The sequence below is a fragment of the Limnohabitans sp. 2KL-3 genome (genome assembly GCF_001269405.1).
GTDB lineage: Bacteria > Pseudomonadota > Gammaproteobacteria > Burkholderiales > Burkholderiaceae_C > Limnohabitans_A.
Genome location: NZ_CXON01000001.1, coordinates 394,692 through 414,357, shown reverse-complemented (window position 1 = coordinate 414,357; position 19,666 = coordinate 394,692). Strand labels below are relative to the sequence as shown.

At 63.1% G+C, this 19,666-nt stretch carries 22 protein-coding genes; 8 read left to right on the top strand and 14 right to left on the bottom strand.

The window, feature by feature from the left end:
- Positions 1-31 precede the first annotated feature (31 nt).
- From AMM41_RS22350 to senB, 7 genes are all read right to left on the bottom strand, one after another.
- The gene (locus AMM41_RS22350) at positions 32-154 is read right to left on the bottom strand and encodes a hypothetical protein (RefSeq protein ID WP_255350429.1); all 123 of its coding nucleotides are present in this window, start codon (positions 152-154) and stop codon (positions 32-34) included.
- Positions 155-230: 76 nt separating this feature from the next.
- On the bottom strand, positions 231-806 hold the full coding sequence (locus tag AMM41_RS02015) for a carboxymuconolactone decarboxylase family protein (protein ID WP_089952411.1): 576 nt from the start codon (positions 804-806) through the stop codon (positions 231-233).
- A gap of 63 nt (positions 807-869) precedes the next feature.
- The gene (locus tag AMM41_RS02010) at positions 870-1,622 is read right to left on the bottom strand and encodes an ABC transporter substrate-binding protein (RefSeq protein WP_089952409.1); all 753 of its coding nucleotides are present in this window, start codon (positions 1,620-1,622) and stop codon (positions 870-872) included.
- A gap of 91 nt (positions 1,623-1,713) precedes the next feature.
- Positions 1,714-2,418: a haloacid dehalogenase type II gene (locus AMM41_RS02005; protein WP_089952407.1), complete on the bottom strand. Its 705-nt coding sequence runs from the start codon at positions 2,416-2,418 to the stop codon at positions 1,714-1,716.
- A 2-nt stretch (positions 2,419-2,420) separates the two neighbouring features.
- Positions 2,421-3,101: a cupin domain-containing protein gene (locus AMM41_RS02000; RefSeq protein WP_228769048.1), complete on the bottom strand. Its 681-nt coding sequence runs from the start codon at positions 3,099-3,101 to the stop codon at positions 2,421-2,423.
- 25 nt (positions 3,102-3,126) lie between these two features.
- Positions 3,127-5,493, bottom strand: a complete 2,367-nt coding sequence (gene selD / locus AMM41_RS01995; protein WP_089952405.1) for a selenide, water dikinase SelD — start codon at positions 5,491-5,493, stop codon at positions 3,127-3,129.
- Positions 5,480-6,466: a selenoneine biosynthesis selenosugar synthase SenB gene (senB, locus tag AMM41_RS01990; RefSeq protein ID WP_089952404.1), complete on the bottom strand. Its 987-nt coding sequence runs from the start codon at positions 6,464-6,466 to the stop codon at positions 5,480-5,482. Before senB ends, selD begins: the two co-directional genes overlap by 14 nt.
- A 64-nt stretch (positions 6,467-6,530) precedes the next feature.
- On the opposite strand from senB, the gene senA reads away from it, so the two are divergent.
- Positions 6,531-7,742 carry a selenoneine synthase SenA gene (senA, locus tag AMM41_RS01985; protein ID WP_089952402.1) on the top strand — a complete coding sequence of 404 codons (1,212 nt, stop codon included), beginning with the start codon at positions 6,531-6,533 and terminating at the stop codon, positions 7,740-7,742.
- A gap of 13 nt (positions 7,743-7,755) precedes the next feature.
- On the opposite strand, the gene egtD is transcribed toward senA, so the two are convergent.
- Complete coding sequence (egtD, locus tag AMM41_RS01980) at positions 7,756-8,724, bottom strand: L-histidine N(alpha)-methyltransferase (RefSeq protein ID WP_089952400.1); 969 nt, start codon at positions 8,722-8,724, stop codon at positions 7,756-7,758.
- Positions 8,725-8,838: 114 nt separating this feature from the next.
- Between egtD and AMM41_RS01975 the strand changes: the two genes are divergently transcribed.
- The 5 genes from AMM41_RS01975 to AMM41_RS22150 all read left to right on the top strand — a co-directional run bounded on the left by AMM41_RS01975 (position 8,839) and on the right by AMM41_RS22150 (position 12,665).
- Positions 8,839-9,708 (top strand): putative selenate ABC transporter substrate-binding protein, encoded by an 870-nt coding sequence (locus tag AMM41_RS01975; RefSeq protein ID WP_194944565.1) that lies wholly within the window; start codon positions 8,839-8,841, stop codon positions 9,706-9,708.
- 18 nt (positions 9,709-9,726) lie between these two features.
- Complete coding sequence (locus AMM41_RS01970) at positions 9,727-10,566, top strand: phosphonate ABC transporter ATP-binding protein (RefSeq protein ID WP_089952398.1); 840 nt, start codon at positions 9,727-9,729, stop codon at positions 10,564-10,566.
- Positions 10,567-10,594: 28 nt separating this feature from the next.
- Positions 10,595-11,455, top strand: a complete 861-nt coding sequence (locus AMM41_RS01965) for a PhnE/PtxC family ABC transporter permease (protein WP_089952396.1) — start codon at positions 10,595-10,597, stop codon at positions 11,453-11,455.
- Positions 11,452-12,300 carry a phosphonate ABC transporter, permease protein PhnE gene (phnE, locus tag AMM41_RS01960; RefSeq protein WP_089952394.1) on the top strand — a complete coding sequence of 283 codons (849 nt, stop codon included), beginning with the start codon at positions 11,452-11,454 and terminating at the stop codon, positions 12,298-12,300. The genes AMM41_RS01965 and phnE overlap by 4 nt, the downstream gene beginning before the upstream one ends.
- 152 nt (positions 12,301-12,452) lie before the next feature.
- Positions 12,453-12,665: a hypothetical protein gene (locus tag AMM41_RS22150; protein ID WP_089952392.1), complete on the top strand. Its 213-nt coding sequence runs from the start codon at positions 12,453-12,455 to the stop codon at positions 12,663-12,665.
- Positions 12,666-12,841: 176 nt separating this feature from the next.
- Here AMM41_RS22150 and AMM41_RS01950 read toward each other — a convergent pair whose 3' ends face one another.
- The 6 genes from AMM41_RS01950 to AMM41_RS01930 form a co-directional block, all read right to left on the bottom strand.
- On the bottom strand, positions 12,842-13,282 hold the full coding sequence (locus AMM41_RS01950; RefSeq protein ID WP_089952389.1) for a PIN domain-containing protein: 441 nt from the start codon (positions 13,280-13,282) through the stop codon (positions 12,842-12,844).
- 1 nt (position 13,283) lies between these two features.
- Positions 13,284-13,553: an AbrB/MazE/SpoVT family DNA-binding domain-containing protein gene (locus tag AMM41_RS01945; protein ID WP_089952387.1), complete on the bottom strand. Its 270-nt coding sequence runs from the start codon at positions 13,551-13,553 to the stop codon at positions 13,284-13,286.
- A gap of 111 nt (positions 13,554-13,664) precedes the next feature.
- The gene (locus AMM41_RS21700; RefSeq protein WP_194944564.1) at positions 13,665-13,832 is read right to left on the bottom strand and encodes a hypothetical protein; all 168 of its coding nucleotides are present in this window, start codon (positions 13,830-13,832) and stop codon (positions 13,665-13,667) included.
- 10 nt (positions 13,833-13,842) lie between these two features.
- Complete coding sequence (locus tag AMM41_RS01940) at positions 13,843-14,916, bottom strand: YeeE/YedE thiosulfate transporter family protein (RefSeq protein ID WP_089952385.1); 1,074 nt, start codon at positions 14,914-14,916, stop codon at positions 13,843-13,845.
- Positions 14,917-14,925: 9 nt separating this feature from the next.
- The gene (locus AMM41_RS01935; protein WP_089952383.1) at positions 14,926-15,876 is read right to left on the bottom strand and encodes a sulfurtransferase; all 951 of its coding nucleotides are present in this window, start codon (positions 15,874-15,876) and stop codon (positions 14,926-14,928) included.
- A 125-nt stretch (positions 15,877-16,001) separates the two neighbouring features.
- Positions 16,002-17,240 (bottom strand): MFS transporter, encoded by a 1,239-nt coding sequence (locus AMM41_RS01930; protein WP_089952381.1) that lies wholly within the window; start codon positions 17,238-17,240, stop codon positions 16,002-16,004.
- A gap of 129 nt (positions 17,241-17,369) precedes the next feature.
- Here AMM41_RS01930 and AMM41_RS01925 point away from each other — a divergent pair, with 129 nt between their 5' ends.
- Together AMM41_RS01925 and AMM41_RS01920 are read left to right on the top strand one after the other, a co-directional pair.
- Positions 17,370-18,695 carry an MmgE/PrpD family protein gene (locus tag AMM41_RS01925; protein ID WP_089952379.1) on the top strand — a complete coding sequence of 442 codons (1,326 nt, stop codon included), beginning with the start codon at positions 17,370-17,372 and terminating at the stop codon, positions 18,693-18,695.
- Positions 18,689-19,666, top strand: a complete 978-nt coding sequence (locus AMM41_RS01920; protein ID WP_089952377.1) for a Bug family tripartite tricarboxylate transporter substrate binding protein — start codon at positions 18,689-18,691, stop codon at positions 19,664-19,666. The genes AMM41_RS01925 and AMM41_RS01920 overlap by 7 nt, the downstream gene beginning before the upstream one ends.

Sequence of the window (19,666 nt, the reverse complement as noted above, 5' to 3'; positions counted from 1 at the left end):
CGTGCTCGAAAATGCCTTGGCTGTTTTGGCCTCAGGTCTTGAGCAGGTCAGCCTTTTTTTTGTTGTAGGAGTCCACCCCGTGGGCGATGTTTTGTAGGGCGATGGTTTTCAGGGCGATGCCGTTGAGAGCGACGTTGTTGAGGTCGTGTGCCACGCCCATCGCCCCCGGGGTGGGCACCTACAAAAAAGCTACGCCTTGCATGGCTTTGACTGCGCCAGCGTTCAGCCCCTCATTGGGGGAAAGGCGCAATGCCCGGCGCGGCGTTGTCCGGCAAGCTGCGGCGCGTGGTGTTCATGACCATGGCCAGCAAGCTGTAGTAGCCGCAGTGCGCCGTCATGTCGATCACACCCTGGTCGCCAAACATCTGTTGCGCTGCCGCCCAGGTCACGTCGCTCACCGACTGGTTGTGCAGCAGCTCTTGCAAGAAGTCGTACACCACGGTTTCTTGCGCCGTCATGTTGGGTGGGCGGCGGCCCTCGGCAATCGCGTCGCAGGTTTCTTCGCTCACGCCCGCTTTCATGGCAATCGGTTTGTGGATGTGCCACTCCACAGGCTGTGACCAGTGGCGTGCCACCACCAGCACGGCAAATTCCGAATTGTGCAAACCCACGGTGTTGTCGTAGCGCAGGTATTCGCCCACTTTTTGCAGGCGGCGCATCAGCTCGGGGCTGCGCATCAAAGGCACAAAGGGGCCAGAGAGTTTGCCGCGTGGCCCGCTGACCAACTCGTCCACCGCCGCACGTTGGGCGTCGGTCATTTGTTCACGCGGGATTTCGGGCAGGCGGTCGATTTTGGGGGAGGTCATTGGGCTGTCTCTTGGGATGTGTTGAAAAATCAAGCCCCAATTTATCACCGGACCTGACGGCCATCAGTCGTGTGCGGGATAGCCTGGTGGGGCCACCGCTGCGCCTTGGATCTGATGCCGCACAAAAGCCTCTGCCACCCAGCCCGACTGTTTGGCGTCTTCGACAAAACTGTTCAAAAATTGCCGCGCTGCTTCGCTGCGCTGCGCGGGCATGCCCATGGCCTGGTGGATGACCATGAAGCGGCCCGGCAGCAGACGAACGCCAGGCAGGCGCTGGGCGTCGGCTTGCAGTTGCTGCTTGACGCCTGCGGCCACTTCAAGTTGCTGGGCCATGAACACATCGACCACGGCGGGCGAGCTGGGGGCACGCACGATGGTGGCGTGTTTCAGGTGGCGCGTGAGAAACAAATCGTAGGCGCTGCCCGCGCCCACCGTCACGCGGTGACTGGCCTGGTCCACCTCGTTGTTGCCTTGCAGTGGCGAGTCGCTGCGCACCATGTAAGCGCCTTCAATTTGCACATAAGGCGGTGAAAAATGCAGGCCTTCACCGCGCACAGGGTCGATGGCAAAAAAGCCGATGTCCGCCTCGTCTGCGCGCACGCACTGCACCGATTCATCGGCCTTTTTGAAGATGCGCCATTCAATGCCCACCCCCAACTGTGCGGCCAACAGGCGTGACAAATCGGCAGAGATGCCCGAGGGCTCACCCGCCGCATCGAGCCCGGCGAGCACCGGGTTGCCCAGGTTGATGGCCACGCGCAAAACGCCGTGGGGTGCGACAAGGGAGGCCAAAGGCGAGGCAGATGGATGGCTCATGGAAATCTTTGCAAACGGTGGGTTCAACGATGCGGCATTCTAAAAAGCCAAGCCGTGCAAGCGGCTTACAGGCCTGGGCTTCATTGGCCTATCAAGCCATGATCTTGAGTACTTCGGTCAAGTCTCGGCCCGTGTGCTGCGGTGCCGGGCCAATGGCCTCGGGCGGCAGGCCCTGACGGTTGACCCACAGGGTTTGAAAACCAAACCAAGTGGCCCCCAGCGCGTCCCAGGCGTTGCTCGACACAAACAAGACATCGGCGGGTGCAAAGCCAAAGTGGTCCTGCACCCGTTGGTAGCTGGTGGGTGTGGTTTTGAACTGGCGCACGCTGTCCACCGACAGCACCGCATCGAGCCACTCGCTCATGCCCGCACTGTGCACGGCCGACTGCAGCATCTCGGGGCTGCCGTTCGACAAAATCGCTGTGGCCACGCCGCGCTGGCGCAAGGCTTGCAGCACGCCCAGGTTTTCCGGGAAGGCTGTGAGCTGGGCGTATTGCGCCATCAGCGCGTCTTCATTCGCGCTGGTGTGCACCAAGCCCAAACGCGCCAGTGCATAACGCAGCGACGCGCGTGTGATGTCCCAAAACGATTGGTAATGCTTGCTGCCGTTTGGATCGGGGTCGCTCAGCGAGATCAGGCGCGTGTACTCGATCTGCTTGTCGCGCCACAGCACCGACAGGGCTGCGCCTTGACCGGGGTAGAGTTTTTCGGCCAAAGCGCCGATCGAGTACACATCGAACAGCGTGCCGTAGGCGTCGAACACGACGGCGCGAATGGGGGTTGTGGGGGATGTCATGTTCAAACCAGGTGCCCGGTTTTCACCAAAATCAAGCAGCCCTCGCGGCTGAACGGTTGGTGCTGGCTCATGTGCGGGCTGCGCAGCCAGCTGCCTGCGGGGTAGTCACCGTGCTCGTCCGAGAACACGCCTTCGATCACCAAAATTTCTTCGCCGCCCCAATGACGGTGCGGGTTGAAAAACGTTTGGGGTGCCCAGCGCACCAAGGCGGTGTTTTGGGTTTCGAAGGTGTTCAGCGGCAAGACTCTCAAGCCCTCGACCATGCCTTGGCGCCACTCGCTGCGGCGCGTGTCAATGACCACGCGCTCGTCATCGCGGGGGTCCAGGTGGCGCAGTTTCACAAACAGCGTGCAGCCCTCGGGAGAGGACGGCGCGTGTGAGCTGCCCACCGGGTTCTTGATGTAGGTGCCGGGGCCGTAGACCCCGTGCTCGTCGTGCAGCGTGCCTTCGAGCACCAAAATTTCTTCGCCCCCACCGTGTGTGTGCTTGGCAAAGGCCGAGCCGGGTGCATAACGCACGATGGACGTGGCGCGCGCCACTTCACCGCCGTCGCGCTCGAGCATGCGGCGCGACACGCCTGAGGCGGGTGAGTCCACCCAGTCGAGCGATGGGCTGTGCACGATGCAGCGCTGGGTCCGGTCGGTGTTGAGGGTGATGGGGTGGGTCAGGTGTGCGGTGGTCATGGCGTGTTCAGAGCGTTAAGTATGTTCAGGTTTTCAGCAGCACCGGCTCGATGGCCTCGCCTTGCGCGGTGATGCGGCCGATGATGGCGGTGTGCACGTAGCCAGCGGCCTTGAGCGCCTGCACGCAAGCATCGGCTTGCGCTGCGGGCACACTGGCCAGCAAGCCGCCAGCGGTTTGTGGGTCAAACAGCAAGGGGTAGCGTGGGTCGCCTACGAACTCGTCACCATTGCGCAGGGCGCGGCGCAGTCGCACATTGGCCGGTTGCAAAGAACTGACGATGCCCGCCTGCACGCAGTCCACCGCGCCGTCGAGCAGCGGCAGGGCGCTCAGCTGAAGCTCGGCGTCCACGCCGGACGGCCGCGTCATCTCCACCAGGTGGCCCAGCAGGCCAAAACCGGTCAGGTCGGTGCAGGCGGTGGCCCCGTGGGTGCGCAAAATTTGAGCGCCCGATTGGTTGGACAGCACCATCGATTGCAGCGCCGCGTCGATCCAGCGGCCTTTGGCGGCGTAGCGGGCATGTGCGGCAAACAAGGTGCCGGTGCCAATCGGCTTGGTCAGCAGCAGCACATCGCCCGGTTGCATGCCGCCCTTGCGCATCACGCCGTCCATTTTTTCGGCGATCAGGCCGTTGATGGCAAAACCCAGGGCCAGCTCGGCACCTTCGCCCGTGTGCCCGCCCACCAGGGCGCAGCCTGCGGCGTTCAGCACCTCGATCGCGCCGCCCATCATTTGGGTCAGCAGGTCTTCCACCTTGCTCTCCAGGCCCGGCGGCACGGTGACCACGGCGGTGGCGGTTTGGGGCTCGCCGCCCATGGCAAACACATCGCCCAGCGCGTGGTTGGCGGCCACTTTGCCAAACACATACGGGTCGTCGATGAAGGCCCTGAAAAAGTCCACCGTCTGCACCACGGCCATGCCCGGTGGCACGCGTACCACGGCTGCGTCGTCAGGCGAGTGCAGGCCGATCAGCACATCCGGCCGCTCGACCGGCTGCAAGCTGCCCAAAGCGCGTGACAAGATGTTGGAGCCGACTTTGGCGCCGCAGCCTCCGCAGCGCATGGCGATGGCCGAGATGGCTTGGAGCGATTCTTCGGAGGTCAGTGTCAAGTGTGTGGTGGGTGCTTTGCCTTGGGCCTGGATGTCCTTGAGCAGTTGACCCATGGCCTGAACGGCGTCGCGCACACTGGCACCGGGTTGAGCGGGGCCACCCGCCCCCGGCATGGCCGGAAACTCGGTGAAGCGGCGCATGAATTCCCGGTCGATGCGGTCCTTCCAGCGCCAGACCCAGTCCCCAGCAAAGCCGAGCGGGCCGCGTGAGGCCACGGCAAAGCGGTTGCCGGTGGAAATGAGGGCCAGCCAATGGCGTTGCGGGTCGTAGGCCAGCAGCTTTTGGCCGCGCAGGCTGCGACGCAGATTCTCGGCCAGGGGCTTGGCCATGCGCACGGCAAACACACCGGCTTTTTCCAGCGGGCGTTCCACAAAAGAGGCGATGTCGCCGGCCGCAAAGACCAAGGGGTCATTGAGCGTTTGCAGCTGGGGGTGCACCAGGATGAAGCCTTGTTTGTCGAGCGCCAGGCCCGTGCTTTTCAGCCAGGCGGGGCCACCGGCTTGGGTGACCCACAGGGTGTCGTCGGCATCAAAAGTGCGGCCATCGCGCGTGTGCAGGCAGCCAGGCGAGACCTCGACCACTTCGGCTTGCGTGTGGACAGTGACATTACGCGCTTGCAAAACACGCGCAAAGCGGGCTCGAACCCCAGGGTTATGGGTGGGCAAAATCGTCTCACCCGCCGTCAACAACACAAACTGAAGGTCTTCGGGATTGCGGCCCAGCGCTTTGAGTTCGTTGCGCAAGCGGTACTGCATGGACAGCACCAGCTCCACACCCCCCGCACCCGCACCCACCACCGCAATCGTCATGCGGCCCCGGTGGACTGGCCACTGGCGGGCTTTGTCGAGCAGAGCCAGCCAGCGCTGGTTGAACTGCGCAATCGGCTTGACCGGCACGGCCAGCGATTGGGCACCCGCCACATGGCGCACCTGCGGTGTTGAGCCAATGTTGATGGACAACAGGTCGTACGCCACGGGCGGGCGGTTTTGGCAAATGACTTTCTGGTTCTGGCGGTCAATGCCGACCACCGCATCGTGGAAAAAGCGTGCACCGGTGTAAGCGCACAGGCGGCCCAAGTCGATGTGCACCTCGTCAAAACTGTAATGGCCCGAAATGTAGCCTGGCAGCATGCCCGAATAAGGCGTGTCGATGTCGGTGCAGATCACGGTGATGCGAACGCCCGGCTCAGGCTTCATGGCGAACATGCGCAGCACGCCCACATGGCTGTGGCCGCCGCCTATCAGCACCAGATCGCGCAGAACGGGTTGTTCAGAGGGTTTCATCAAAGGTCCAGAGGTCTTGCACCCAGTGGTGCAAGGCGGCACGTTCGGCCTGAGGTTCAAACAAGGGTGCACGCAAGGCACACTGATGCCTCAAGTGTGCCACCAGGCTGTGTCCGTTTGGCGCTGTCCTGCAGGCGCGTAAAAAATGGGCCAGCGCGGGCGCATCGCCCGGCTCGAAGTAGCCCGCGTAATCTTCCCCCAGCAGACCCACATTGCCGTCGATGCGCGAGGCCAGCACGGGTGTACCGCTGCACATGGCTTCCATCAGCACATGTGCCCCCCCCTCCATGCGGCTGCAGTGCACCAGCAGGTGTGCGCGTTGAATGCGCTGAAGGGTTTGAGTGTGGGGCACGGCACCCAACCAGCGGTAATGCGGACACTGCGCCTGCGTGGCCTGTGCGGCCTGGCCCAGCGCAGGGTCGAGCGCCGCCCCGATGTGGTCGATGAACACACCCGCATCGGGCGGCAACAGGCGTGCCGCAGCTATCAGGGTCAGCGGGTCTTTTTCTTCGCGCAAATGGCCCACCATGACCACCCGCAAGTGGCGCGAGGTTTTGGGCAGGGTTTGACGTGTGCTGGTCGACTGAAAAATCACGCGGGCTTTGGCTTGGTACGCGCCGGGCAGGCTTCGCACCCCCAGACCTTGCAAGACCACCAGTGAATGCGCCAGGGCCAGCGAGCGCTGCGCCAACAGGTCGTGCGCGATGTCGCGGTACAAGTCGGTGCCGGTCAACACGACGCCCAGGCCGCGCTGGCCGTGCCGCGCGTGCCAGGCCTGCACCGAGTCGGCCGAGCGGCGAGCGTGCAGGGCCAGCATGACGTCGTCATCATCGGCTTGCGCGTCGGGCCACTGGCGCACGATGCGGGCAGAATGGGCAGACAAGAGCTGTTGCCAGCGCCGGGCGGTTTGCCAATTGCCGTTGTTGGCGTCGGCCAAGGCGGGGCTGACAATCACCACTCGAAGTTTTTGCATGGGCGTTTTATACATGAATGAGAGTACCTCGGCGGGGGCAGGGCAGACAGGTCCAAGTGCGACGATGGGCGGGTCTTTTGCAGGCTGTCTGGGGCCTGTGCACAGCGCGGTGCGCACGGCCAGTGCGGCGGATCTGGCCCTGGCCTTGCAACACACCCGCAAGCGCACGCTGGGTCTGATGCAGGCCTGGCAAAACGCCATGCCCGATCTGTCGGTGCCGCCCTTGCCCAGCATGAACCCGCCGCTGTGGGAGTGGGGCCACATCGCCTGGTTTCAGGAGTGGTGGACGGTGCGCAACCGCCAGCGCCACCTGGGCACGCGCAGTGCCAGCAGCGGCGCGGAGTTTGACGCCTCCCTGCTGCCCGATGCCGACGCGCTCTACAACTCCAGTGAAGTCGCCCACGACAGCCGCTGGGCTTTGCCTCTGCCCGACCTGGCCGGCACGCAGGCCTATTTGGCGCAGGTGCTGCAGCGAAGCCTGGACCACCTGCAAGCCGCCCTTGAAGCTGGTCAGAGTGTGAGCGACGAAGCGCTGTATTTTTGGCGTCTGGTGCTGCAGCACGAAGACATGCACAACGAAGCCTCGGTTTACATGGCCCAAGCCCTGGGGCTGGCTTTGCCGCCGGCCCTGTGCTGGCGTGAACCCACGGCCGGTGATGCGGCAAGGCATGAAGCGCCTTCGGGCCAGGATGGGGGCATCCTGGTGCCTGCGCAGGTGTACACCTTGGGCCATCAGGGGCCAGGCTTTGCTTTTGACAACGAGCGCCAGGCCCATCCGCAGGCGCTGGCCGCTTTCGAGATCGACGCCGCAGCCGTGACCTGGGCGCGGTATCTGCCTTTTGTGCAGGCCACTGGCCATGCGCAGCCGCCCCATGTTCGTTGCGTTGACGGCATCTGGCAGGCACAGCACTTCGCCCAGTGGCAGCAGCTCGACCTGCAGGCCCCGGCGGTGCATCTGAATGCGTTCGATGCCCAGGCTTGGTGTGAATGGGCTGGCAGGCGCTTGCCCACCGAGGCCGAATGGGCATGCGCCGCGCAGCAGCCCGGCTTTGAGTGGGGCCAAGTGTGGGAATGGACAGCCAGTGACTTTGCGCCCTATCCGGGCTTTGAGGTGCACCCTTACCGCGACTATTCAGCGCCCTGGTGGCACGGCCACCGGGTGCTGCGTGGGGCCAGTGCCGCCACTTCGGCGCATGTGGTCGATGTGCGTTACCGCAATTTCTTTGTGCCCGAGCGGCGCGACATTTTTGCGGGCTTTCGGTCAGTGGCGCTGTAAAAGCCCAGCGCCATCAGACCGTGGCCCACAAGACCGCAAAGCGCTCGGCCGGATCGGTCCAGGCGCGGGTCTGGGCAAAGCCTGCCGAGCGCAGCAAGGCTTCGAAGTTCGGCACCGTCCATTTGCAGGCGTTTTCGGTGTGGATGGTTTCGCCTGCCGTAAACAGCCGCTCGCCACCCGGCCACTGCACCTGGACCGCATGGCGTGCTTGCAGGTGCATTTCCACGCGCGATGCCTGGGCGTTGAAGCGCGACAAATGCCGCCAGTCGCGCACCACAAAGTTGCTGCCCACCAAGCGGTTGATGTGCAGCAGCAAATTCAGGTCAAAGGCGGCGGTCACGCCCAAGGCGTCGTCGTAGGCCGCTTCCAATTCGGCCGCGTCCTTGAGCAAATCCACCCCGATCAGCAAACCGCTGCCCGGGGCTGTGCCGCAAGCGCGGTGCAGGCTTTGCAAAAAGCCCAGGGCTTGATCGGGTGTGAAGTTGCCGATGCTCGAGCCCGGGTAAAACAAGACGCGCGGCTGCGCCGGGTCCAGCCCCAGCGCGTCTGGCAAATCCAGCCCGCCCGAAAAGTCGGTGCCCAGGCCCGCCATGGCCAGGCCCGGGTGCTGGCGCTGCAGGCTGTCCAGGGCCTGTCGCACAAAGTCCACCGAAATGTCCACCGCCACATAGCGCCCAGCCTGCAGGGGCCCCAGCAGTCGCCCGGCCTTTTCGCAGTTGCCTGCGCCCAGGTCGATCCAGCAAGCGTCTGCGGGCAAATGCCGGGCCATGTCCGCACTGTGCAAGCGCATGAGTTGCGCCTCGGTGCGCGTCAGGTCGTACTCGGGCAGCTCGGTGATGGCTTCAAACAGGCGCGATCCCAGCGCGTCGTACAGGTACTTGGGCGAGGTGAAGGCCTGCGGGGCACTCAGGCCCTGCAAGAGTTCTTGCGCCACAGCAAAGGCGTTGTGCTGGTACAGCTGGATGAATCGGGGCGTGGTCATGCGGCATATTAAGTCACTGCACGAGCCGCAGACTTGCGCATGTTTGGCCACTGTCTGGTGGGGTGCAAGGGTTTCAGTGTGTAATCTCAGCTGTTTGTTTTTTGCAAAGCCACCATGACCCACGCCTTCTTTTCCAAAATTCTGTCCACAGCCTGTGCCGGCTTATTGGCTTTGTCGGCCATCGGCGCCGCCCAAGCCCAGACCACGCTGCGCGTGACCACCATCCCTGAGGAAGCCGCCACCGAGCAGGTGCGCAAGTTCACACCCTTGGCCAACTATCTGGAAAAGCAACTGGGCATGAAGGTGCAGTTCACGCCTGTGACCGATTACCCCGCTGCCGTGGAGTCGCTGGTCAACAAGAAGGTCGATGTGGTCTGGTTTGGCGGCTTTACTTTTGTGCAAGCCAGTATCCGCTCGGGCGGCAAGATCGTGCCCATTGCCCAACGCGAAGAAGACACACGTTTCCAGTCGGTGTTCATCGCCAAGACCGATTCGGGCATCAAGACGCTGGCCGACATGAAGGGCAAGCAAGTCTCTTTTGGCTCGCAAAGCAGCACCTCGGGCCACCTGATGCCGCGCAGCTTTTTGCTGCAAGCCAAGATCGAGCCTGAAAAGGACTTCAAGCGCATCGCCTACAGCGGCGCGCACGACGCCACCATCGCCTCGGTGGTCAGTGGCAAGGTGGACGCTGCGGCCCTGGACATCACGGTCTGGAAAAAGTTTGTGGCCGAAAACAAGGTCAACACGCAAGACGTGAACGTGTTCTACACCACGCCCCCTTACTTCAACTACAACTGGTCGGTGCACGCCGACATGCCTGCCGACTTGCGCGAAAAAATCAAGGCCGCCTTGTTGGCCCTGAACCCCGCCAACCCCGAGCACGCCGAGATCCTCAAACTCAACCGCTCGACCCGCTACATCTCCACCACGCCCGAAAACTACAAGGGCCTCGAGTCGGCCGCACGCAGCGCGGGCTTGCTCTAAAGCCTGAGCACCACGCCGGTGAAGATCGAACTCTCGACCTTGGAGGCGCGGCACCCAGCCGCGCTGCCGGGCGCGCCAGCGGCCTTGCGTGCGCTGAACCTGCGTTTGGTCGCAGGCGAACAGGTGGCCATCATCGGCCCGTCGGGCGCGGGCAAAACCACTTTGCTGCAGGTGCTGGCCTGTGCGCAGCGGCCCACCCAAGGCCGCTTGCAGTTGTCGGACGTGGACCCTTGGACACAATCGGCGAGCGCCTTGCGCCGTTTGCGCGGCCAGTTGTTTTTGGCCCCGCAGGTGCCGCCGCTGCCGCCGCGCCAACGTGTGGTGACCTCGGTGCTGGCCGGGCGTTTGCCCAGCATGGGTTTGTGGTCCAGCCTGCGCTCCTTGTTCTACCCCACCGACATCCCGGCCGCTTACGAATCGCTGGTGCACTTTGACCTGGGCGACAAATTGTTCGACCGTGTGGACCGCCTGTCGGGCGGTGAACGCCAACGCGTGGGTCTGGCCCGCGCCCTGTTGGCTCCGGCCAGCCTGTGGCTGATCGACGAGCCGCTGTCGGCGCTGGACCCGATGCGCGCCCGCATGGCCATGGCCGCTTTGGTGAGCCTGGCGGCCGAGCGTCAGGTCACGTTGGTGGCCACACTGCACCAGGTGGACATGGCGCTGGCGCACTTTCCGCGCATCATTGGCTTGCGCGATGGGGAGCTGGTGTTTGACTTGCCCTCTGCGCAGGTCAGCCCCGAACGCTTGGCACATTTGTACGACCAGTTCGAGCACGAGTTGCGTGGCGAAGCCCCGCCCATGCCCTCAGCACAAGCCTCTGCATCCCAGTCCGCGCCTGTGGTGATGCACTGCCGTTGACGCTGTAGCTGTCTGCGCCACGCTCAAGATGACCGCTTCTTTTTCACACCTGCCAACGCCCCGGCCTCGCCGGGATGCGCCTGCCCGCGACCCGGCTTTTTTCAAGCGGTTGTTTTGGTTGAGCCTGGCTTTGGTGCTGTTGTGGCCATTGGGTGTGGCCACCGAGTTCCGTTTGTGGGTGCTGTGGGAGCCTGAAAACCGAAAAGTGACGGCGCAGTTCTTGTCCACCTTTTGGCCGCTGATCCACAACGCCGAGTTCATGGACATGGTGGTGCGTGAGACCTGGCGCACCGTGGCCATGGCCACTGCGGGCGTCACGTTGGCGCTGGTGCTGGCCATTCCTTTGAGCCTGTTGGCCACGCGGGTTTTGTCGCTGTCGGCTTTGTCGGGCCGCATGGACCGTTGGCCTGCGGTGCTGCGCTGGCTGGTGCGGGCCACGCTGATTGTGCTGCGCAGCATTCCTGAGTTGATCTGGGCATTGGTGTTTGTGCGTGTGGTGGGCCTGGGGCCCACGGCGGGTGTGCTGGCCATTGCGCTGACGTATGGCGGCATGCTGGGCAAGGTGTACGCCGAGATTTTGGAAAGCGGCGAGAGCCACGCCACCCAAAACCTGATGCGCAATGGCAGTGGCCGCCTGCAGGCCTTTGTGTACGCCTTGCTGCCCAGTCACGCCGCTGAGTTGGCCTCTTACACCGTCTACCGCTGGGAATGTGCGATCCGCTCGTCGGTGGTGCTGGGCTTTGTGGGTGCGGGGGGCTTGGGCCAGCAACTGGACAACTCCATGAAGATGTTCAACGGCGGCGATGTGGCCACCATGCTGCTGGTCTTCATTGCGCTGGTGGCGCTGGCCGACCGCGTGAGCGCCTGGCTGCGAAAGGCGCTGGCATGAAGTCTTCAGGCACCTTGTTTTCTTCACGCGAAGCGGCCAACCCGCCCTACAAATTGCCGCCGCCGATTTTTGATGCGCGCTGCAAAGCGTGTTGGTTCACTTTGGCTTTGCTGGTCTTGGTGGTGGCCAGTTTTGTCTCGCTCGACCTGGACTGGGCGTCTTTTGCGTCCATGGAAGCGGCACGCAGCATGGGCCGCTTTGTGGCGGAGTTTTTTCCACCAGATTTGTCGCCCGTGTTTGTGAACAAGGTGGTTGGGGCCGCTTGGGAAACCTTGGCCATGTCGGCGCTGGGCACCGCCATTGCGGCTGTATTGGGCTTGGCGCTGGCCGTGCCCGCCAGCCGCATGTCCACCCAAGATCCGGCTTGGTTGCGCAGCCCCACGCGTTGGTTGCTGAACGCCCTGCGCGCCATCCCTGAATTGGTGTGGGCCGCGTTGTTGTTGATCTCGGCAGGTCTCGGGCCCATGGCGGGCACTTTGGCGCTGGCGCTGCACACCAGTGGTGTGCTGGGCCGTTTGTTTGCCGAAGCCATGGAGAACATCCCCACCGGCCCCGGCGACGCTCTGCGCACCCAAGGCGTGGGTCCGCTGCGCGTGTTCTTTTATGCCACTTTGCCGCAGGTGCTGCCGCAACTCATGAGCTACACGCTGTACCGCTGGGAAAACAACATCCGCGCCGCCGCTGTGCTGGGCGTGGTGGGCGCGGGTGGCTTGGGCCAGATGCTGTCTTTCCACATGGGCCTGTTCCACATGAACAAGACCGCCACCATTTTGGCGGCCATGCTGCTCATGGTGGCCTTTGTGGACGCGCTGAGTTTTGCGGCGCGGCGCTGGTTGACACGGTAATGCGCTGAACTGTCTGCGCATGGACTTTGTAGGTGCCCACCTCGTGGGCGAAGATGCGTGGTGCGCTGCTGCGCTGCTGCGCAGACGCTCAGCCGATGTGCCCATTCAAACCAGACTGAAGCCCAGCCACGCGGCTGTGCCCCACATCATCAATGCCACCGCGCCGTCAAGTGCGCGCCACCCCGGCTGGTCAGAGCCTGCTGGCCCATGTCAAACAGGTGCGCATGATGCAAGCCGATTTGCCGGGCGGTCTGCAAGGCACGTCCACCCCAAGCGGTGCGCGCAAGGCCCCTTCAGCCCAGCGCCTGACCGAAGCCGTCAAAACCGCTGCGCGTTTGCATTTGCGGCAGGTGCAGGGGGCATGACCGCTGAATGTTATTGATCCGGCCAGGTGAAGTTTGCATGAACGCTTTTTTTGTGGGAGCGACGCCCTCGTCGCGATAAAGCCCCGCAGACCACCCAGAATCGCCCCGAGGGCGGGGTTCACACAATGCCCCTATCGCTGATGACTGTACCCAAGGCAAGCCTTGCACTTCAAACTTCACAGGGCCGGATCAATAGAACCCCGACGTCCCAAGTCCTTGACCTCAACAGCGCGGTGTGTGCCTGACTTGCTGGCCCGTTTGTCGAAGGTCAAAACGGCTTCGCAGCCCAGTGACTGCATTTGTGCACCGATCAGTTGATCTGCGAAATCTCCCCCCTGGTTTTGCCAGGCTTTGGCGGCGGATAACAAGACCGGCATGGCCTCGAAGCGCAGTCCGGGAAAAGCCAGCAGGGCTGCCAAAGTGGCTTGGCATTGCGCCAATGAATACCCGTAGAGCCCCTTCAGAACCCACATCACTTCGCACACCACAATGTGCCCGACCATGCATTCCCGGCCTGCATCCAGTTCGGTGTCCAAGGCCATTTGCGCGCGCAGCGCTTGCTTGGGGTCGTCGTTGGTGATCAGACGAACGAGGACGTTGGTGTCGACCGCCAGCATGTCAAGGCTTGCGTGTTTTGCGCGCAAGCAAAGGCTTGCCGCTGGCCTGTGCTTCGATGGCCTGGTTCATTTCTTCGACCGTGTGCGCCTGGGTGGGCGCAGGCAGCAAGCCGCGCAAGCTGGCAAAGGAGGCCTTGGAAGCTTTGCTCACCACAATTTGCCCATTGGCCTGCGCCACAAAGGCCACTTTGTCGCCGGGCTCGAGTTGCAGCATCTGCCGTACATCTTTGGGCAGCGTGATTTGCGCTTTGCTGGTCAGGGTGCTGAGCATGATTTTTCCTTACGATGCGGTAAGGAAGAATAGCCATCCAGCACCGATCGGTCAAGCCTGAGCGGCGGAGGTCAAGGGCTGGAATTTGGCTTTCAGCCTCACCTTTTCACCTCACTTCGCCATTGAGCAATGCCCCCCGCTGCTCGCCTGGCCCGAGCCTGCCGCAATCAGGGGCGGCTCGTTGCGCAGGTCCACCGGGTTGGAGGCCTGAAAGTCCCAGGCCAAAAAAGCGGCCAGGGTGAGCCAGAAAACCGCTTGCAGTTTGTGCGTCGTGTTCATGTGGCCTCCATCAGAACTGGTAGTGGCGGCGCACGCGCACACCAATCAAGGTGCCCGCAAACGCCAAAGGCACCCACAGCCAGCCGTGCAGGCTGCCGGTGGAGATGCCGCTGAGCATGGCGCCGATGTTGCAGCCAAAGGCCAGGCGCGAGCTGTAACCCATGATGAAACCGGCCACCAGGCCAATCACCCATTGCTGCGTGGTGAGGGGCTTGCTAGCGGCCGGGGCCTTGGCCGAGACCCACAGCGCACCGCCCAAAATGCCGATGTTGGTGATGGTGGTCACGTCCATGAACACGGTTTGGGTCAGGCGCTGCGCGTTGCCCGCTTGGCCCCAAAAGGCATTGGTCGCAGGCTCAAACGTGCCCAGTGCCACCGAGATCTTGGCCGCCCACAGGCCAAAGCCATAGACCACGCCCCAAGGCTGGCCCGCCAGCAGCAAGTTCAAAGTCGCCAACACGGCCAGCGCCACCGCGCCCCAGACCCAGCGTTTGTCGAACCAGCTTTGGCCCGCGCCCACCCACAGGCGCACGGCCACCAACACGGCGGCCAGCAGGGCCAGCGTCAAGGCCAAAGCGCCGCCGGTGCCGTATTCGGCATAAAAACTGACCGGGGCCGTTTGGCCCAGTGACAACCAGCTGTCCAGGTGCACCGAACCTAGGAAGCTGCCCAAGGCGAACAGCGGCAAGATGCCCATGTTGAGCGGCACGCCCAGGCCCGCTTTGTACAAACTGCCCGAGCCGCAGCCGTCGGCAATTTGCATGGTCAGCCCGAACACAAAAGCGCCCACCAGCAAGCTCACGCTCGGTGGACCGAGGGCCGCGTGCAGTTCAGAAAACTGGCCCAGCAGCGGCAGCGCCGCCAAGCTGGCCAGTGCCAGCAGCAGAACTTGGCCGGTCACGCCTTGTGGGTTGCGCTGCTCAATGAGTTGACGCCAGCCGGTGGTGAAACCAAAGCGGGCGGCTGCCAAAGCCGCGCCCATGCCCACGCCCACCAGCATCAGCACGGCTTGGCGGATGGACACGGACAGCGCCAAAAAGATGAAAAAGGCGGCCAGCAAGGCCGCCAAAGGAAGGCGTTTCATGACCTGAATTTACTTGAAGGTTTTCTCGGCCCAGAACTTGGCGTCGATCAAGAGTTGCTTGGGGCGGCTGGGCACGTTGGCCATGGGCAGGCCGCTGGCGTCTTTGGACCACTCCACCATCGAGCCCGCATAGAGCTTCACGTTTTTCTGGCCCAGCACTTCGGACATGGCGAACCAGTTGGTTGCTGCCCAGTGGCCGGTGTTGCAAAAGGACACGGTCTCTTTGGCTGGGTCGATGGGGCTGGCCGCGGCCACTTTTTGGGCTTGGTCGGTGCTCACAAAGGTGGAGGTGCCGGGGGCAAACCATTTGTCGTGTTCCACGTTCACTGCGCCTTGCAAGGTGCCGGGCACGCTGGCGGCCACATGGCGGGTGTCGCCTTTGAAGAATTCGGCAGGGCGGGCGTCGATCAAGGCGGCGTCACCGGCTTTCACGCGGGCGACCAGTTCTTCCTTGGTGGCGACCAGGCTCTTGTCGATTTGCGGCTGGAAGCTGCTGGCAGCCACTTTCACGGCCTGGTTGTTTTGTGGCAAACCGGCGGTGGTCCAGCCCTTGACGCCGCCGTTGAGCACCGACAGCTCTTTGAGGCCCAGCACTTTCAGGGTCCAGTAAACCCGGGCCGAGGCCCCAAAGTCGGTGGCATCGGCACCGCTCGACACAATCACCGCGTGGGTGCTGGGGGTCAGGCCCAGGCTTTGCACCAGGGTGGTCAGTTTGGGCAGGGCGGGCAATTCTCCGGGGTTGTTGGCCGGGCCGCGCCAAGTTCCATAAGGCGCATTGACCGCGCCGGGGATGTGGTTGGCCGCATACGACTTGGGGTCGCGGATGTCGATCACGCGCACGTTGGCGTCGGAGAGTTTGGCCTGCAGCTCGGCAGGGCTGAGCAGGGGTTGTGTGGCGAAAACGGATGCGGAGAAGGCGGTGGCCGACAAGGCCAGGACCAGGGCAGAGAGGCGTTTCATGTGGGTCGTTCCTGAAGGTGATGAACAGAAGATGGCGCGATTGTGGTCAGCCGCCAAAGACATGGGAACGATTTTTTAGTTGGTTATATATGCCAAGGTAGATATAAGGGGGCACGGAACCCGACTCAGTGCCCGGGCTTGAGGGCATACCGCTGCGCGGCCCACAGCGCCCCAGTGCCCAGCAAACTGGCCGCCAGCAGCCACCACAGCGCCAGGGTGTAGCCGTGTTGCGGTGACCACAGCAGGCCCAGCGTCAAAGGCGCGGCAGCCCGGGCCAAGGCAATCGGCATGCCCAGCAAGCCATTGAGCTGGCCCACATGCGCACGGCTGACGTATTGCGCCATGGCCGTGCCTTTGACGATGGTGTTCATGCCATTGCCCAAGCCATAGAGCAACACAAACACCAGCGAGGCCACAGGGTTCAAGCCGCCCAGCAGCAAGGCCACAATGCCCGCCGGGATCAGCGTTGGAATCCAGCGGTTGGCGGCGTGCACGTCCCAATACCGCTCGAACACAAACAACACCAGACGGCCGACCACTTGAATCACGCCAATGGCTGCGGGGATGGCGATGACCCAGGTTGGGGACAGGCCGGACTCTTGCAGCAAAGCGATCATGTGTGCGGGCAGGGCCGAGGTCACCGACATGGTCAGCACCATGAACAAAGCCAACAACCAAAAGGGCGCGTGGCGCAGGTGTTCGCGCACCGACAGGGGGGTGGGGGCGTGTGCGCTGGCGTGATGCGAAGCCAAGGTGTGGGCGTGGGGCTGCTCAGCGGGTTTTTTCAGCAGCCAAAAGTGCAATGGGGCGCACACCAAAAACTGCAGTGCAGCCAAAGCCCACAGCGCATGACGCCAGCCCCACAAGCTCATCCACCACGAAAACAAGGGGATGAACACCGTGCTGGCGAGACCGCCCAAAAAGGTGAGGGTGATGATGGCCCGCCGAAAGTCTTGTGGAAAGCGCCGGGTGACCACGGCAAACGCCGGCGTATAAAAAGTCGCGGCCGTGCCCAGTCCAAGCCAGATCCAGGCCGCATAAAAACCAGCCACCGACTGAACTTCACTGTGGCCCAGCAGGCCAAGCCCAATCCAGACAGAGCCCAGACCCATGACCCAGCGCTCATGGCCAGCGTCGATCCACCGCCCCACCAGATACGCCATCAAGCCTTCGGCCAACAGGGCCAAGCTGAACGCCACCGAGGATTCGGCGCGGCTCATGCCCAGTTCGGCCTCTAACGGGGTCATGAGCAAGGAAAAAGTGTAGAACACGCTGCCCCAGGTGATGAGCTGGGGCAAAGACAGCCAAAAGCTGAAAGGCCCTAAACCTGAAGACTTCAAGGGTTGACGGGGGACGTGAGGCATGGACGAAGGATCGTGTTCAGTGGGCAGGGCTGGCGTTCATCTTGCGGCTGTGATGCCAGAAAACCTGTCGCGTGCGTGCGGTGTGGGCTTGGGAACACGCATTAGAGTGGCAGGCTACGTGGACTGGACATGAACGCTCAATTGCTGTCGATTTTGAATCAACTCGCCCGGCTTGACCTCGCGGCCGAACCTGCCTTGCAAACCCATGCCCGCTGGCTGGTGCTGGACACATTGGGTTGCATCACAGCGGGTTTGCGGGCACAGCCCGTGGCCAGCCTCTCGCAGGCCGCTGCAGCCGCCGACCCCGGCGGATTCCGGCTCAATCCGAATGGGGGTCCGGGCCTGTCGGCGGCCCATGCCGCCATGGTGCTGGCCATGGCCGCTTGCTGGGATGAGGCCTGCGAGGGCCATGCCGGTGCCCATGGACGCCCGGGGGTGGCGGCTTTGGCAGCGCTCTTGCCGATGGCTTCGCAGCTGACGTATGGGCAATTTCTGACCTCTTTTGTGGTGGGTTACGAGGTCGGGGCCCGCATGGGGGCGAGCTTGCGCATCAACAAAGGCATGCACGTCGATGGCAACTGGCCAGCCTTGGGCGCAGCCGCTGCCGTGGCGCACGCGCTGGGGCTGAGCCCCGAGCAGATCGCGCAAGCGGTTCAGGTGGCTGCTTGCCAATTGCCCATGAGTTTGTATTTGCCCGTGCGTTCGGGCGACACCTCGCGCAACACCTATTTGGGCCACGCAGCGCAGCTGGGCCAAAGTGCCGCGCTGGCTGTGGCCAGTGGCATCACGGCACCTGCCGGGGCGCTGGCCGAATATGCCCAGATTGGCCTGGGCAAGCCGCCCCTGCCTTGGGATGATTCGCGGGGTTTTCAACTTTTGCACGCCTATTTCAAGCCCTATGCGGCGGTGCGCCATGTGCATTACGGTGCTTTGGCCGCCCATGCGCTGCGGCTGTCGCTGGATGTGGCCAAAATCGATCGCGTGGTGCTGCAGGTCTATGAAGAGGCCACCATTTACTGCGGCAACCGGGCACCCCAAACGCCTTTGCAGGCGCAGTTTTCCCTCAGCTTCGGTTTGGCCGCCATGCTGCGCTGGGGGCGTCTCGACCCTTGGGTCTACCGCGATCCACAGTTTCAAGACCCGTTGCTGCGTGCGCTGGAAGCCAAGGTGCAGGTGCAAATCGATGCCCCGTGGACCCAGCAGCAACAGCGCGGTGCGCGGGTGTTGATCGACTGCAGCGACGGCACCCGGCATGAGCACGTCATCACGGCCGTGCCCGGCGATGCGCAAATGCCCTTCACCGAGCCCGAGCTGCGGGACAAATTTTTGAGTTACTGCGAGGGCAGCCTGCCTGCCGCGCAGGCCGTTGATTGGGCCGCGCAGTTGCTGCACGCCCCGCTTGACGCCCGTCCCTTTCCGTTTTGGCATTCATCCCAGGAGAAAACACCATGTTGAAGAAAACCCTTGTGACGACCGCTGTACTGGCCGCCGCCTGGCTGAGCGGCCCTGTGGCCGCACAAACCACCGACTTCCCAAACAAGCCGGTGCGCATCGTGGTGCCTTTTCCACCCGGTGGTGCCACCGACATCACGGCCCGTGTGGTGGCCGAAAAACTCAGCACCAAGTGGGGCCAGCCGGTGGTCATCGACAACAAAGCAGGCGCGGGCGGCAACGTGGGCTCGGACCTGGTGGCCAAGTCGGCCCCGGACGGCTACAACATCGTGCTGGGCGTGACGGGTTCGCACTCGATCAACATCTCTTTGTATAAAAAGATGCCCTACCACCCGCTCAATGACTTTGAGCCTTTGACACAGGCCACGATCTACCCGAACGCGATTGTGGTCAACCCTCAGGTGCCGGCCAACAACCTGAGCGAGTTGATCGCGCTGCTGAAAAAAGAGCCGGGCAAACTCTCTTATGGCTCGGACGGCAACGGCACGGCATCGCACTTGGGCATGGAAATTCTGAAGTCCAAGGCCAATGTGCAGCTGACCCACATTCCCTACCGGGGCAGCACGCCCATGATCACTGACTTGCTGGGCGGCACCTTGATGGTGGGTGTGACCGGCTTGCCAGCCGTGCAGCAGCACCTGAAGGCGGGCAAGCTCAAGATGATCGCCATCACCACCCCCCAGCGCGCGCCCGGTGCGCCCGATTACAAGACGGTGGCCGAGCAAGGCTTTGCCAATTTCAATGCCGCGCCTTGGGCCGGCTTCTTTGCGCCCAAGGGCACGCCCAAGCCGGTGGTGGACAAGCTGGCGCTGGACTTGGCCGATGCGCTCAAGCAAGCCGACGTGGTGCAGAAGATGAACGAGCTGGGCAGCACCGTGGTGGGCAACAAGCCAGATGAGTTTCGCCAGTTTGTGACGCGCCAGATCGAGTTGTGGGCCGAGGGTGTGAAGATCTCTGGCGCCACGGTGGACTGA